The organism is Sphingobium sp. SA2 (assembly GCF_032227065.1).
Classification (GTDB): domain Bacteria; phylum Pseudomonadota; class Alphaproteobacteria; order Sphingomonadales; family Sphingomonadaceae; genus Sphingobium.
This window is the reverse complement of the sequence record NZ_JAPMXX010000006.1, coordinates 1,963,515-1,978,334: the sequence shown is the minus strand read 5'-3', so window position 1 is coordinate 1,978,334 and position 14,820 is coordinate 1,963,515. Positions and strand designations below refer to the sequence as shown.

The window sequence follows — 14,820 nt, the reverse complement described above, 5'->3', positions numbered from 1 at the left end:
TTATCATGTAACGCTATACAATCTTTTTATGTTGCGCCGCATCATCATAAATGGGAGGTTCTTGTCAGCGGGAGGGATTGCCATGGCTATCGCGGAACTCACTTTATCCAGCAAAAATTATTCCTCCTGGTCGCTGCGCGGCTGGCTGTTGTGCCGGATTGCCGGGCTGCATGTCCAAGAAAAAATGATCGCGCTGAATGATCCGGAGAATCGCGCGGAACTGCTATTGTTATCGCCCTCCGTACTCGTCCCGCGCCTGACCCATGAGGGGGCGAGTGTGTGGGATACGCTGGCGATCGCCGAATATCTGCATGAACTCTATCCCGATGCGGGCATGTATCCCGCCGACCGCATCGCCCGCGCCCATTGCCGGTCGGTGTCGGGGGAAATCCATTCAGGCTTTGCAAACCTGCGCTCCGCCCTGCCGATGAACCTGAAGGTCCGGCATGCGCGCTTTCCCATATTTTCCGGCGCGAAGCCGGATATCGAGCGAATCGAAGCAATCTGGGCGGAATGCCTCGACAGCTACGGCGGTCCCTGGCTGTTCGGGGACAAGCCCACCGTGGCCGATGCGATGTTCGCGCCCGTCGCCGAACGTTTCCTGACCTATGCCGTGCCAGTGTCGGCGACCGCCGCAGCCTATTGCCAGACGATCAATGGCTGGCCGCTGATGCGCGAATGGATCGACGAAGCGCGGATCGAGCCGGACGAAGTCGAGGAACTCGATATCGAATTCTGACGCGCCCTTCCCCCTGCGGCGGCGTGGGGATAGAAGCGGGTCATGACGATACGCACGCTTGGCCTGGCTCTGGCCCTCACTGCCGCCCTTCCCGCCTCTCTCGCTGCGCAGACGACCGATCCGCAGCAATTGGCCCACTCCGTCAGCACGCTGGCATCGGACCTGTTCGAAGGGCGCGCGCCTGGCACGATTGGGGAGGAGCGAACGATCGGCTATCTGGTCGGGCGCTTTCAGGCTTTGGGATTGGAGCCGGGTGGTCCCGATGGCCAGTGGGTGCAAAGCGTGCCCCTGCTCCACACCCGCCTCGGCAAGGCTGAGAGGCTGGGCGTCGCGCAGGGCGGCGTCACGACGGACTGGACCGTTGGCAGCCACGTCTATCTTTCCACCCTCCAGCCCAAGGACAAGGTTGCGGTGGAGGCCGCGCCGTTGGTGTTCGTGGGCTATGGCGTCTCCGCACCGGAACGCGGCTGGGATGATTATAAGGGCGTGGACCTCAAGGGGAAGGTCGCGGTCTTCCTGATCAATGATCCCGATTTCGAAGCGACCAAAGGCGAGGATGCGTTTGGCGCATTCGGCGGACGCGCCATGACCTATTATGGCCGTTGGACCTACAAGTTCGAGGAAGCCGCGCGGCGCGGGGCGATCGGTGCGTTGATCGTCCATGACACGCCCGGCGCGGGCTATGGCTGGAATGTGGTCGTCAGTCCCGGTGGCGAAAATTACGATCTGGTTCGTCCGGCAGACAAGTTGACCAGCCTGGCGGTACAGGGCTGGGTCGAGGGAGATGCCGCCAATGCCTTGTTCGATGGCGCGAGCCTCGATCTGGCTGCGCTGCGCAAGCAGGCGCGCAGCAAGGCGTTCCGGCCGGTGGAACTGACCGGCGCGCGCTTCTCCGCCGCCTTCCCGGTGACGCAGGAAGTGGTGCAAAGCGCCAATGTGCTGGCGCGCATCCCCGGCACCAAGCGGCCGGACGAAACGGTGATGTATGGCGCGCATTGGGATGCCTATGGCAAGGGGGCGCCCGACGCCCAGGGACGCATCTATCGCGCCGGGGCCAATGACGATGCGCTTGGCATCGCAGGTCTGTTCGAGATTGCGCGCGCGTTCAAGGCTGGCCCGGCCCCCGATCGATCGGTTTTGTTCGCGGCCTGGACGGCGGAGGAGCGCGGGTTGCTCGGTTCCGAACATTATGCCCAGAACCCGGTGTGGCCCTTGGACAGCACCGTCGCCAACCTGACCCTCGATATCCTCCAGACTGCCGGCAAGGCGAAAGATGTCATTTTGGTCGGCAAGGGCCAAAGCACATTGGAGGATGATCTGGCGAAAGTCGCCGCTGCCCAAGGCCGTGTCGTCACGCAGGAAAGCCTGCCCGAACGCGGCCTCTTCTATCGCGCCGACCATTTCTCAATGGCCAAGCAAGGCGTTCCCGTGTTGCTGCTGATGGGCATTGCCGGGGCGTCCGACCTAGTCGAAGGCGGCCGCGCGGCGGGACAGGCCTGGGTCGATGCCTATACCGGCCAATGCTATCATCAGGCGTGCGACGCGATCGGCCCGGATTGGAAGCTGGATGGCGCGGCGCAGGATGTCGACTTGCTGCTGAACATCGGCCGCGACCTCGCCAGTTCGACCCGCTGGCCGCAATGGAAGCCGGGATCGGAATTCAAGGCGGTGCGGGACAAGAGCGCGGCGGCGCGCCGCTGACGCCTGAAGGCAGGCAGACTTTCCACGCGATCGGGGCACCGGAGCGCGGCCAAGAAAAAAGGGCTTCTCCCGCATGGGAGAAGCCCTTTTTTTTCAGCCTAGCTTGTCAGCCGATCAAGCGGCCAGCTTGCGCAGCACATATTGCAGGATGCCGCCGTTCAGGAAATATTCCAGCTCGTTGATCGTGTCGATCCGGCACAGCGCAGTGAAGGTGAAAGTCGAACCGTCGGCGCGCTTGACGATAACGTCCACGTCCTGGCGCGGCTTGAGGCCCGCGACATTCTGGATGGTGAAGGTTTCATCGCCAGTCAGGCCCAGCGTGTCCTTGCTCTCGCCATCCTTGAACTGGAGCGGCAGCACGCCCATGCCGACCAGGTTCGAGCGGTGGATACGCTCGAAGCTTTCGACGATGACCGAGCGAACGCCCAGCAGGTTGGTGCCCTTGGCCGCCCAGTCGCGCGACGAGCCGGTGCCATATTCCTTGCCGCCGATGACGACCAGCGGCGTGCCGTCGGCCTTATGCTTCATCGCCGCGTCATAGATGGGCATGACTTCGCCTTCATAGCGGGTCATGCCGCCTTCGACGCCGTCGAGCATCTGGTTCTTGATGCGGATGTTGGCGAAGGTGCCGCGCATCATGACTTCATGATGGCCACGGCGCGCGCCATAGCTGTTGAAGTCGGCCTGCGCGACCTGATGCTCGCTCAGCCACTGGCCGGCCGGGCTGCTCGCCTTGATCGAACCGGCGGGTGAGATGTGGTCGGTGGTGATCGAGTCACCGAAGATCGCCAAGGGCTTGGCTTCGATGATGTCGTTGACCGGCGCCGGCGTCATGCTCAGCCCTTCGAAATAGGGCGGGTTGGCGACATAGGTGGAACCTGCGCGCCAGCTATAGGTGTCGGAGCCCGTCACGTCGATCGCCTGCCAGTGCTCGTCACCCTTATAGACATTGGCGTAGCGCGCCTGGAACATCGCACGGTCCATGCAGCCTGCCATGGTCGAGGCGACCTCGGCATTGGTGGGCCAGATGTCCTTGAGATAGACGTCGTTACCCGCCGTGCTGACGCCGATCGGCGTGGTGATGAAGTCTTCGATCACCGTGCCCTTGAGCGCATAAGCCACGACCAGCGGCGGGCTGGCGAGGAAGTTGGCGCGCACGTCGGGCGACACGCGGCCTTCGAAGTTGCGGTTGCCCGAAATGACGGCAGCCGCGACCAGGCCGTTTTCGTTGATCGCCGCGCTGATCGCAGGGGCGAGAGGCCCGGAATTGCCGATGCAGGTGGTGCAACCATAGCCCACGAGGTTGAAGCCGATCGCGTCCAGATGCTCCTGGAGGCCTGCCTTGTTGAAATAGTCGGTGACGACTTGGCTGCCGGGGGCCAGCGAGGTCTTGACCCAGGGCTTGGGCTTGAGGCCCAATTCGTTCGCCTTCTTGGCGACGAGGCCCGCGGCGACCATGACGCCGGGGTTCGACGTGTTGGTGCAGCTGGTGATGGCGGCAATGGTGACGTCGCCGTCGCCGATGTCGAAATCCTCGCCTTCGACCGGAACGCGCTGCTGCGCCTTCTTGTATACGTTGGCCAAGTCGGCGTTGAACACGTCATCGACTTGCGGCAGCGAGACGCGGTCCTGCGGGCGCTTGGGGCCGGCGAGGCTGGGGACGACGGTGGCGAGGTCCAGTTCCAGCGTGTCGGTGAAGACCAGATCGGCGGTGGGGTCGATCCAGAAGCCCTGCTGCTTGGCATAGGCTTCGACCAGCGCGAGATTTTCGTCGCTGCGGCCGGTCAGGCGCATATAGTCGATCGTCTTGTCGTCGATGCCGAAGAAGCCGCAGGTTGCGCCATATTCGGGAGCCATGTTCGCCAGCGTCGCACGGTCGGCGAGGCTGAGCGAGGCCAGGCCGGGGCCGAAATATTCCACGAAACGGCCGACAACGCCCTTCTTGCGCAGCATTTCGGTGCAGGTCAGCACCAGATCCGTGGCGGTCACGCCTTCGTTCATCGTGCCGACCAGCTTGAAGCCGACGACTTCGGGGATGAGCATGGAGACGGGCTGGCCCAGCATCGCCGCTTCCGCCTCGATCCCGCCGACGCCCCAGCCCAGGACGCCCAGGCCGTTGACCATCGTGGTGTGGCTGTCGGTGCCGACGCAGGTGTCGGGATAGGCGACCATATTGCCATCGGCATCTTCGCTCGACCAGACGGCCTGGGCAATATTTTCCAGGTTGACCTGATGGCAGATGCCGGTGCCGGGGGGCACGGCGTAGAAATTGTTGAGCGACTTGCTGCCCCATTTCAGGAAGTCGTAGCGCTCCATATTGCGCTGATATTCGATTTCGACATTCTGTTCGAACGCCTTGGGCGTGCCGAACTCATCGACCATGACCGAGTGGTCGATGACGAGATGGACGGGCACCTGCGGGTTGATCTTGCTGGCGTCCGCGCCGAGCGCGTTCATCGCGTCGCGCATCGCGGCCAGATCGACGACGCATGGTACGCCGGTGAAATCCTGCAGCAGCACGCGCGCGGGGCGATACTGGATCTCGCGCTGGGCCTTGCCCTTGTCATTCTGCCAATCGACGATCGCCTGAATGTCCTCGACCGTCACGGTGACGCCATCTTCGAAGCGGAGCAGGTTTTCGAGCAGCACCTTCATCGAGAAAGGCAGTCGCGAAACGTCTCCCAATTTCGCGGCGGCTTTTTCGAGCGAATAAAAAGCGATGTCCTTGCCGTCGACATTCAAAATGTCGCGGGTGCCGAGCGTGTCCTGTCCGATGGCGGTCATAAGTTGTGCGTCTCCTCGCAAATGCCGCGGCCATGCGGAGGCAAGTTGACGCTTTCCACCCGTCTCTCGCCGACCGGCCCGATGGTCCGGGCAGCAAGGTGGAGGGATGCGCCCCAACCGTCGGCCGAAGCGGGTATGTCCCGATGTTGCAGCGCCATACAGACTGCCGCGCCCAAGTCAAATGGACAAAGCAACCGTTGCACCTTTGGAGGAGGCGCATTTTTTGCGCTTGCCTGACCAAAGCGGGAAACAACCGCCTATAATGACGTTAGTGCGAGACAATGGGGGATTTTCCACATGCACCCTTCCCAAGTCCTGCCGACCCGCGACATGATCGCCGTCTATCGCCCAGGTGGCGTAATGCGCTGTCCCGATTGCGGGCAGAGCCAGTGGCTGATCGGTCGAGTAATGGCGGAATGCGCCTGTTGCGAAGCGGCCCTGCCGCTGGATCTTGGCTATCGGGCGTGGCTCGATATCACCAACGCCCCGCCCCGATCCCTGCGCCTCTGATCAACGCGCTTTTTCGGCCGCAATCCAACCATCGATCTGGCTTTCCAGCACCGTCAGCGGCACGGCACCTTGGGCCAGAACCGCGTCATGGAAACGGCGGAGGTCGAACTTTGCGCCCAGGTCCGCTTCGGCCTTCGTCCGCAATGCCCTGATCCTGATTTCGCCGAGCTTGTAGCCCAGCGCCTGACCCGGCCAACTGATATAGCGATTGACCTCGGCATCGATATTGGCCGCGGACAGCGCGCTGTTGTCGGCCATGAAAGCGACGGCGCGCGCCTTGTCCCAGCCCTTGGCGTGGAGGCCGGTATCGACCACCAGACGGCAGGCGCGCCACATTTCGTAGGACAGGCGGCCCATCATCTTTTCGGGCGTGTCGTAGAGGCCCATCTCCTCACCCAAATATTCGGTGTAGAGCGCCCATCCTTCGACATAGGCGGTGAAGCCCGCGAGATATTTGCGGAAGGGCGGGAGCGGCAATTCCTGTTGCAGGGCGATCTGGTTATGATGGCCGGGCACGGCTTCGTGGGCTGTGAGCGCGGGCAGTTCCCAGAAGGGGCGCTGGTCGAGCCTGGACGTGTTGACGAAATAGGTGCCCGCTATGCCGCTCTCCGGCGCACCGGGCATATAATAAGCAGTGGTCGTGCCTTCGGCCTCGGCCTCTGGAATGGGTTTGAGGCCATAGGGCAGACGCGGTAGGGTGTTGAAATAGCGTGGCAGCAGGCCGTCGATCGCCTTGGCCTGACGCGCGGCGACCTGGAGCAGTTCCTCCGGCGTCTTGGCATAATAGCGTGGGTCGGTACGCAGGTGCGCGATGAAGGCGGCGCGGCTGGGATAGTCGGCCTTCGCCGCCACATCGTCCATGCGGGCGCGGATGCGGGCGACTTCGGACAGACCGATGGCGTGAATCTGGTCGGGGGTCAGGTCAGTCGTTGTATGCGTCCGAACCCGGCTGGCATACCAGGCCGCGCCGCCCGGCAGGGTCGAGGCGCTGTCGCTCTTGCGGCAGGCGGGCAGATAATCCTTCACGAACAGGTCATGCCATTTGCCATATTCGGGCGTGATGACGTCGCGGATCAGGGCGATGACGCGCGCCTGCATCGCGGACCAATCGGCATCGCTGATCGTGCGGGGCTTGGGGCGGGTGAACGGCTCGTAGAAGCGGGTCGATTCCGGCTTGCCCGCCACGATGCCGCTGATGGTGGCCGCATAATTGCCCAGCACTGAGCAAGGCAGAACATAGCCGCCCTCGATCGCCTGACGGGTGATGGCGAGGGCGTCGCCATTTTGTTTCGGGTAGAGCGACAGGCGAGTGAGATAGCTGTCATAGTCGGCGCGGTCGTAGAAAGGCTGGCCATCGCCCATGCCTGCAAAACCCTGGTGCCAGCCATAATAGGTGGTGAACAGCATCAGCCGTTCGGCCTGATGCGCCTCCCCCGCTATGTCGTCGCGCAGCATCCACAACAATACGGCGCGGTTGACCCGATCGGCGGGATCGAGCGTCGTTTCGCCGATCGCTTCCAGCCGGGCCACGAAGGCCTGCTCGGCCTTGATCTGCGCGGCGCGGGCGGTGAGCGACAGGTCATAGATGCGGTCATCATAGGTGCGGACGCCACGCGCGGTCGCCTCGACCGGATGGGTGGAGAGCCACCATGTCCAATGATCGTCCATGACCTGCGTGAGTGTGTCGCGGGGCGTTTGCGCCTGGGCGAAAACGGGCGTGGCGACGGAGAGGAGAAGTGGAAGGATCTTGCGCATGACGCAAGGGGATCGCGTGTCCCCGCTGCTTTGGCAAGGGGTTTCAGGCGGGCGCTACGCCATCGGCCTCGACAATATCGTCGCCCATATAAAAGCCCTGAACGCGCACCCGTTTTTCGACAAGATCGACGGGTACGCGGAGCAGGACGAGGCGGTAGGTGCCGCCTTGATCGCGCCGGAGCAGAAAACCGGCGGCGTCGCGCACGAGCCGCCCGGTTTCATCTACGTCAGCGCCACTTTCTATCATGCGGTCAGTCTATCGCATCCTTGATGCCCTTGCCAGCCAGGATGCCGAGGACGAGGAACAGGACGAAGACGGCGAGCGCGATGAAGAAGAGGATTTTGGCGATGCCGACGAAGGTGCCAGCGGCGCCGCCGAAGCCGAGAACCGCCAGCACAGCGGCGATGACGAGTGAGATGACTGCGAGTTTCAACATGGTGATCCGTCCCTTTCGATGGAAATGCTATGATTTCCGAACGGATGACAGCGCACGGGGTTCCCGTCAGACCCAGCCTTCCAGCACTTGGTTGGGGGGACGGTGGCCATCGACCCAGCTGCGGATATTGGCGATGACCCGCGCGCCGGTCGCGTCGCGGCCTTCGAAGGTGGCCGAACCCATGTGGGGCAGCAGCACGACATTGGCGAGGTCGAACAGGCGCGCATCGACCGCTGGTTCATGGGTATAGACGTCAAGGCCTGCGCCAGCGATCCGCCCTTCGTCCAGCGCGACGATCAGCGCAGCCTCGTCAGTGATTTCGGCGCGGGAGGTGTTGATGAGATAGGCGTCGGGACGCATCAGCGCGATCCGCCGCGCATCGATCAGGCCGCGACTATCGGCGTTGAGCGGGCAGTGGATCGAGATGATGTCGCAAGCGGCCAGCAGGGCATCGACATCGCCCACCCACTCCGCTTCCAGTTCCTGTTCCACCTCGAACGGCAGGCGGTGGCGGTTATGATAGGCGATCGACAGGCCGAAGGCGCGCGCCCGGCGGGCAACGGCTCGACCAATACGGCCCATGCCGATAATGCCGAGCTTCTTGCCGCCGATGCGGTGACCGAGCATCCCCGACGGGCTCCAGCCGCGCCACTGACCGGACCGGACCAGCTTTTCCCCTTCCGCCAGGCGGCGGGGCACGGACAGGATCAGCGCCATGGTCATGTCGGCGGTGTCCTCGGTCAGGACGCCCGGCGTGTTGGTGACGATGATCCGCTTCGCCTGTGCCGCGGCGAGGTCGATATGATCGACCCCGGCCCCGAAGCTGGCGATCAGTTGCAATCGCTCCGGCGCGCCGTTCAGCAGGGCGGCGTCGATATTGTCGTTGATCGTCGGCACCAGCACATCGCATTGCGCCATGGCGCGGGCGAGTTCGGTGCGGCTCATCGGGGCGTCGCCGACATTGAAGCTGGCGTCGAACAGTTCGGCCATGCGCGCCTCCACATTGGGCGGCAGGCGGCGCGTGACGATGACGCGCGGCTTGGCAGGGCGCAGTTTCTTGGCCATGGCCCTGCCGCTATGCCCGCCTGCGGCGTCGGTCAAGCGGTTATGCGGGAATGACTGTCGCGACGGCGCGCGGCGGGCTAAGGGACGATCATGGGTGACATGGGAAATGGGTCTGGAATGAAGCTGTTGATGCGGGGCGCTGGTGTGGCGATGGCGCTGGCTATGACGGCGGCGAGTGTCGCCGCGCCGGGCAAGCCGGTGCCCTATTGGGCGTCGATCGCGCAGGATGAGGCACGGATGCGCGTGGGGCCGAGCCTGGATTACCCCTCCAACTGGGTCTATCGCCGCCGCGACCTGCCGGTGAAGGTCGTGCAGGTGCTGGGACTGTGGCGCAAGGTGCAAGACCCGGATGGCGCGCAAGGGTGGATGCATGTGCGCCTGCTCAGCGACACCGCGACCGGCATCGTCAAGGCAGAGGTCGCCCCGCTGCGGCAGTCGGCGAGCGATGGCGCGCGGACATTGTTCCGGGCGGAGCGCGGCGTGGTCGGGCGGCTGTCCGACTGTTCGGGCGGCTGGTGCAGTTTCGACGTGCGGGGCCGGCGCGGCTATGTGAAGGCCAGCGACGTCTGGGGCGCGACCGACCAATAGGATCGGACGCGCTTAACTTCGCATATTTCCCGCAAATCTTGAAATTATCGCATACCCCCTTGTAACTTTATTGCAAAATCGCGACGCGACGATGCGGCCTCACTGCCAGCCCCAAGATGGCGAAAACCCGGCCTGTAGGACAGCAATATTTGCTGCGTCACCAAGCATAGGCTTTGGGCAGCGCGCCTTCCTCCGGTGTTGCGTAGCGGTCGCGCAATTTGGTCTGGCGGTTGTCGAGCGGCTGGGCGATGCCGTCGATCCAGACTGCGAGCGGGGCGGATGTCATTTCCAGCGGGTCGCCGTCCCAGAGCACGACGTCCCCTGCCCGTCCGGCCTTGAGCGACCCGATACGATCGCCCAAGCCCATGGCTTCGGCAGGCGCGGAGCTGATGGTGCGGAGGGCCTGGCCCCAGCTCAAGCCCGTTGCGCCGGGCACTTTGTTCAGCGCGACCATATTGCCCGCCTGCTGTGTGGCAAGGCGCAGTTGCAGCCCTTCGTCGCGGTCCATGAGGCCCATCGAGACGGCGACGCCCGCCTTGACCATGCGGCCGACATTGCTCTGGGTGGCCGCGAGCTTTTCGAAGCTGGAGGGGAGATCGTCGAGGCCGCCCGCGATCACCGGCACCTTGGCAGCGGCGATTTGCGGCGCGACCATCCAGCCTTCGGCAGCGCCCGCCAGGATCAGTTTGAGCGCAGGGAAATCCTGTCTGAGCGCCAAGACGGCCAAGATGTCGCGTGCGCTTTCGACATGGACCATCAGCGGCATGGCACCGGTAACGACCGGAACCAAGGCTTCGGCATCGATGCGGTTGAGCAAGGCGTCCTTCGATCGACCGTCATAGCTGGCGGGGGCTTTGGCATATTCCTGGGCCTCGCGCAGCATGGTCTTGAAGGTCAGGATCGCGGCGGGGCGGCTGCCACCGGCGTCCTTGGCCCCCTCCTCGCCCATTTCGACATATTGGAAGGCGCGCGGCTTGGTGATCGGGTTCATGTCTGCGCCGAGGTCCACGACCGCGCCTTGACCAGCGAAAATGCCGGTGCCGGTCGAGGGGACAACAACGGCGCGGGTGATGCCGGCCGTGCGGCTGATCGCCACCGGGTTGGCGAGCGGGTTGATCGCGGGCGCGACGTCGATCGCAGCGGAGAAGGGCGAGCGGGCGCTGGCATCATTGGTTTCTTTGACGGCCGGGACTTCAACCAGGCCGACGCGGGAGAAGCCGGAGACGAGGCCCGGCGTGACCCATTTGCCAGCGGCGTCGATGGTTTTCGTGCCGGGTGGGATGGCGATGCCTGCGCCTGCTGCGGTGACTTTGCCAGCGGTGATGACGACCGTGCCGTTGCGGATGGGTTCGGAGCCGTCACCGATGGCGAGGGTTGCGCCGGTGATGGCGAGGGATTGGGCGAAGGCCGGGGTGGAGAGCAGCGCCAAGGCGGCAATTCCTACCGCCGTTCGGTTCGAGCAGCTTCGAGCGAAGTCGAGAAGCGTCGGTCGAGAACTGCGCCCAGACACGGTTCTCGACAAGCTCGAACCGAAGGGAATTTTGGGGGTGCGCTTACTCATTTCACGTCTCCCGCGCCGATCTGGCCGACTTCGAAGTCGCTGACTGGGCGCAATTTGGGGTTGGCGCTGTCGTAGAGCAGCGCGCCGTCGATCCAGACTTTGTCTGGCCGGGTATAGGTGCTGAACGGATTGCCGTTCCACAGCACGACATCGGCCATCTTGCCGACTTTGAGGCTGCCGGTCTGGTCGCTGATGCCCATGGCGCGCGCGGGATTGATGGCGAGCCAGGTCCAGGCGATTTCGTCGGGAATGTCTATGCCCATGCGGCGACCCGCGCCCAAGGCCTTGGCGGCTTCCTGGTTCAAGCGCTGAATACCGTTGTCATCGTCGCTATGGACGATGGTGCAGGCACCGGCGCGGTGGACCAGGGGCACATTCTCCTTGATGCCGTCATAGGCTTCCATCTTGAAGCCATACCAGTCACCCCACAGGGCCGAGCAGACGCCATTGTCGCGCAGCAGGTCGGCGATCTTGTACGCTTCGACCGCATGATGGAAGGCGGTGACGCGATAGCCGAATTCCTTGCCCATATCGATGACATTGGCCATTTCATCGGCGCGATAGCAATGATTGTGGACGAGGATCTTGCCCTCCAGCACATCGGCCAGCGTTTCCATGCCGAGGTCGCGGGACTGATCCTTACCGGCGGCGCGCTTCTTTTGATAATCGCGCGCCTTGATCCAGGTGGCGCGGTTGACCGCCATATTGCCCATGCGGGTCGAGGGTTCGCGCCCCTTGCTGCCATAGACGCGCTTGGGATTTTCGCCGCACGCCATTTTGAGGCCATGGGGTGCGCCAGGGAACTTCATGCCCTGCATGGTGCGGGCGGGGACATTCTTGAGCGTGACGCTGCGGCCGCCGAACAGGTTGGCAGAGCCGGGGAGGATTTGCAGGCTCGTGACGCCGCCATTGGCGAGCGCGCGGCTGAAGCCTGCATCCTGCGGCCAGATGCTATGTTCGGCCCAGACATGGGCGGTGACGGGCGCGGTCGCTTCATTGCCGTCGGAATGGGCATCGACGCCGGGCGAGGGATAGTTGCCCAAATGGCTGTGAATGTCGATGACGCCGGGGGTGACATATTTGCCGGTGCCGTCGAACACGGCGATGTCGGCGGGGATCGGTGTGTCCGCGCCGCCGATCGCCGTGACTTTGCCGTCCGACAGGAAGATGACGCCATTGTCGATGCGGCCGCCCTCCCCGTCGAAGATGGTCGCGCCGCGAATGGCGGTGGCGGTGCCGGGATAGGCTTTGTAGGTGGACGGATAAGGGTTTTCGGGTTCGGCCGAGTTGCCTTGGGTGGCGGCCGGGGCATCCTTGTCCTTCTTCGCGCCGGCGGGACCGGCTACTCCGGCCAGCAGGGCGGCGATCAGCAACGGTGTTGCGCTTTTTCTCATGGCTTATCCTCCGAAGCGATCAGGTCGAGATGCATCAGGCGTTTGATATAGGGCGAGACGAGCAGGACAAGGCCGCCCACCACGATCGCGAACCAGCCGATGCGGCTATAGACATCCAGCACCTGGGTCACGCCGCCTGCGTCGCCGCTGCCGGTGGCGCGGGCGATGAGGCCTGCGATGAAATTGCCCGCCGCCATGGCGAGGAACCAGGTGCCCATGACGAGGCCGACCATGTTGGGCACCGACAGGCGCGTCATCGCCGACAGGCCGACCGGCGAGAAGCAGAGTTCGGCCATGGTGTGGAAGAGGTAGATGAGGAAGACGAACAGGACGGGGGTGAGATTTTCGCCCGCCATGGCCGCGCCCGCCACCAGCACCAGGAAGCCCGCGCCGCACAGGATGAGGCCGATACCAAATTTGGCTGGGGATGACGGTTCGAGGCGGCGCTTGTCGAGGATGGTCCACAGCACCGCGAACAAAGGCGCGAGCAGGATGATGAAGACCGAATTGACCGACTGGAACATGGAAGCGGGGACTTCCCAGCCGAAGAGGACGCGATCGACATTGCGGTCGGTGAAGATGTTGAGCGAGGAGCCGGTCTGTTCGAACAATCCCCAGAAGAGCGGGTTGAGTGCAATCAGAAACAGCGCAGCGAACATGCGGTCGCGGTCGACCTTGCCCAGCGTCTTCATCGTGCGCCAGACGATATAGAGGACGGTCAGCGCGGCAAAGCCAAGCAGCGCATAGCCCAGCAATTCAGCATAGCGGATCACCAGCCAGATGGCGACGACGCCAAGCGCTGCGCCGAGATAGATGGTCCATTCCTGGCTGAGGCCTGCCGCCACGGGCGCGCGCAACTGAGCGGGCGCGGGTGGCTCCCCCTTGCCCAGCAGCCAGGGTTTGAGCCAGACGAACATGATGAGGCCAAGCAGCATGCCGACACCCGCCGCGCCGAAGCCCCAGCTCCAGCCGTACAATTCGCCGAGCAGGCCGCAGATGATCGGCCCCATCATCCCGCCGACATTGATGCCCATGTAGAAGATGGAGAAAGCCGGATCGCGGCGGGCATCGTCGCGGGGGTAGAGTTCACCCACCAGCACCGAGATATTGGCCTTGAGGAAACCGGTGCCGACGATGATGCTGGCAAGCGCGAGGTAGAAGCCGTTGAGATAGAAGCCATCCTGCCCCCCCGGCCCTTCGGTAATGGCGATCAGGAAATGGCCGATGGCGATGAAGACACCGCCCACCAGCACCGCCTTGCGCGGTCCCAGGAACCGGTCGGCGAGATAGCCGCCGATGACCGGGGTGATATAGACCAGCGAGGTATAGGCTCCGTAGAGCAGATAGGCGCGATCTTCGCCGAAGAGGAAATGTTTGGTGAGGTAGAAGATGAGGATGGCGCGCATGCCATAGTAGGAAAAACGCTCCCACATTTCGGCGAAGAACAGCAGGAACAGGCCGCGCGGATGGCCGAGCCAGGTCTTGCCCGCTGCCTCCACGCCAGGAATCGAGGTCGCCATCGGGAACCCTTGTCATATGGTTTGACCGGCCCGCCGAACGGGGGCCGAATGATGGCCAGAGAGTAGAGCCAAATTCGCGTCTGTCAAAAACACAGGCGGCCCTTGCGTCATGGCGGTGGCCGGGCCATTTGTCGCGGCGATGTTCAACGACCTTTCCTCCCCGCTCGCCCTGCTCCAGACCCGCCGGTCAGGCAAACCCCGCGACCTGATCGCGCCCGGTCCCGATGATGCGCAGTTGCGGCAGATATTGGAAGTAGCGCTGCGGACGCCCGATCATGGCAAGTTGGCACCATGGCGATTCGTGGTGGTGCCTTCGGCGCGGCGCTCGGCGTTGGCCGAATTGCTGGAGAATGCCTATCGCGCCGAAAAGCCCGATGCGGGGCGGCTGGAGATCGAGGCGATGCACCAGTTCGCGCATCAGGCGCCGACCTTGGTGGTCGCCCTGTCCGCGCCGGTCGCGGGCAGCAAGATCCCCGTCTGGGAACAGCAATTGTCGGTGGGCGCGGCGATCATGAACCTGCTGCACGCCACCCACGCGCTGGGCTTTGCCGGTGGCTGGCTGACGGGATGGCCGACCTATAATGAAGATGTGCGCGCGGCCTTTGCGCAGGGGGACGAGACGATTGCGGGCTTCGTCTTCATCGGCACGCCAGGCAAACCACAGGAAGAGCGCCCCCGGCCAGATTATGACGCCATCGTATCGGTTTGGGACCGATAATTGCCGCTTTAACCATGATTCGCGCAATGGTCTGACTTGACCCGCATG

The 14,820-nt window shown here is 63.7% G+C and carries 13 protein-coding genes; 5 read left to right on the top strand and 8 right to left on the bottom strand.

The features are described from left to right. Positions 1-82: 82 nt before the first annotated feature. A complete protein-coding gene (locus OVY48_RS17365) occupies positions 83-739 on the top strand; it encodes a glutathione S-transferase (protein ID WP_313923753.1) in 657 nt (218 codons plus the stop codon). Positions 740-781: 42 nt separating this feature from the next. Further along, positions 782-2,440, top strand: coding sequence for a M28 family metallopeptidase (locus OVY48_RS17360; RefSeq protein WP_313923752.1), 1,659 nt, complete (start codon positions 782-784; stop codon positions 2,438-2,440). Positions 2,441-2,554: 114 nt separating this feature from the next. Here the strand turns inward: OVY48_RS17360 and acnA are convergent, their stop codons facing one another. Beyond that, positions 2,555-5,224, bottom strand: a complete 2,670-nt coding sequence (gene acnA / locus OVY48_RS17355) for an aconitate hydratase AcnA (RefSeq protein WP_313923751.1) — start codon at positions 5,222-5,224, stop codon at positions 2,555-2,557. 297 nt (positions 5,225-5,521) lie between these two features. Here acnA and OVY48_RS17350 point away from each other — a divergent pair, with 297 nt between their 5' ends. Continuing rightward, complete coding sequence (locus tag OVY48_RS17350) at positions 5,522-5,734, top strand: hypothetical protein (protein WP_313923750.1); 213 nt, start codon at positions 5,522-5,524, stop codon at positions 5,732-5,734. Here OVY48_RS17350 and OVY48_RS17345 read toward each other — a convergent pair whose 3' ends face one another. The 4 genes from OVY48_RS17345 to OVY48_RS17330 all read right to left on the bottom strand — a co-directional run bounded on the left by OVY48_RS17345 (position 5,735) and on the right by OVY48_RS17330 (position 8,991). After that, positions 5,735-7,489 (bottom strand): DUF885 domain-containing protein, encoded by a 1,755-nt coding sequence (locus OVY48_RS17345; protein WP_313923749.1) that lies wholly within the window; start codon positions 7,487-7,489, stop codon positions 5,735-5,737. It lies immediately after the preceding gene. A gap of 43 nt (positions 7,490-7,532) precedes the next feature. Further along, a complete protein-coding gene (locus OVY48_RS17340; protein ID WP_069066387.1) occupies positions 7,533-7,736 on the bottom strand; it encodes a DUF5818 domain-containing protein in 204 nt (67 codons plus the stop codon). Positions 7,737-7,740: 4 nt separating this feature from the next. After that, on the bottom strand, positions 7,741-7,926 hold the full coding sequence (locus OVY48_RS17335) for a DUF1328 domain-containing protein (RefSeq protein WP_037480476.1): 186 nt from the start codon (positions 7,924-7,926) through the stop codon (positions 7,741-7,743). A gap of 66 nt (positions 7,927-7,992) precedes the next feature. After that, positions 7,993-8,991 (bottom strand): D-glycerate dehydrogenase, encoded by a 999-nt coding sequence (locus OVY48_RS17330; protein WP_313924830.1) that lies wholly within the window; start codon positions 8,989-8,991, stop codon positions 7,993-7,995. 90 nt (positions 8,992-9,081) lie between these two features. Between OVY48_RS17330 and OVY48_RS17325 the strand changes: the two genes are divergently transcribed. Beyond that, entirely contained in the window at positions 9,082-9,579 is a 498-nt protein-coding gene (locus OVY48_RS17325; protein WP_313923748.1) for an SH3 domain-containing protein, read from the top strand. 157 nt (positions 9,580-9,736) lie between these two features. Here the strand turns inward: OVY48_RS17325 and OVY48_RS17320 are convergent, their stop codons facing one another. The 3 genes from OVY48_RS17320 to OVY48_RS17310 form a co-directional block, all read right to left on the bottom strand. Beyond that, positions 9,737-11,017: an amidohydrolase family protein gene (locus tag OVY48_RS17320; protein ID WP_313924829.1), complete on the bottom strand. Its 1,281-nt coding sequence runs from the start codon at positions 11,015-11,017 to the stop codon at positions 9,737-9,739. 119 nt (positions 11,018-11,136) lie between these two features. Beyond that, positions 11,137-12,534: an amidohydrolase gene (locus OVY48_RS17315; RefSeq protein WP_313923747.1), complete on the bottom strand. Its 1,398-nt coding sequence runs from the start codon at positions 12,532-12,534 to the stop codon at positions 11,137-11,139. Continuing rightward, positions 12,531-14,054, bottom strand: a complete 1,524-nt coding sequence (locus OVY48_RS17310) for a peptide MFS transporter (RefSeq protein ID WP_313923746.1) — start codon at positions 14,052-14,054, stop codon at positions 12,531-12,533. The genes OVY48_RS17315 and OVY48_RS17310 overlap by 4 nt, the downstream gene beginning before the upstream one ends. A 139-nt stretch (positions 14,055-14,193) precedes the next feature. Here OVY48_RS17310 and OVY48_RS17305 point away from each other — a divergent pair, with 139 nt between their 5' ends. After that, complete coding sequence (locus OVY48_RS17305) at positions 14,194-14,772, top strand: nitroreductase (RefSeq protein WP_313924828.1); 579 nt, start codon at positions 14,194-14,196, stop codon at positions 14,770-14,772. Positions 14,773-14,820: the final 48 nt, after the last annotated feature.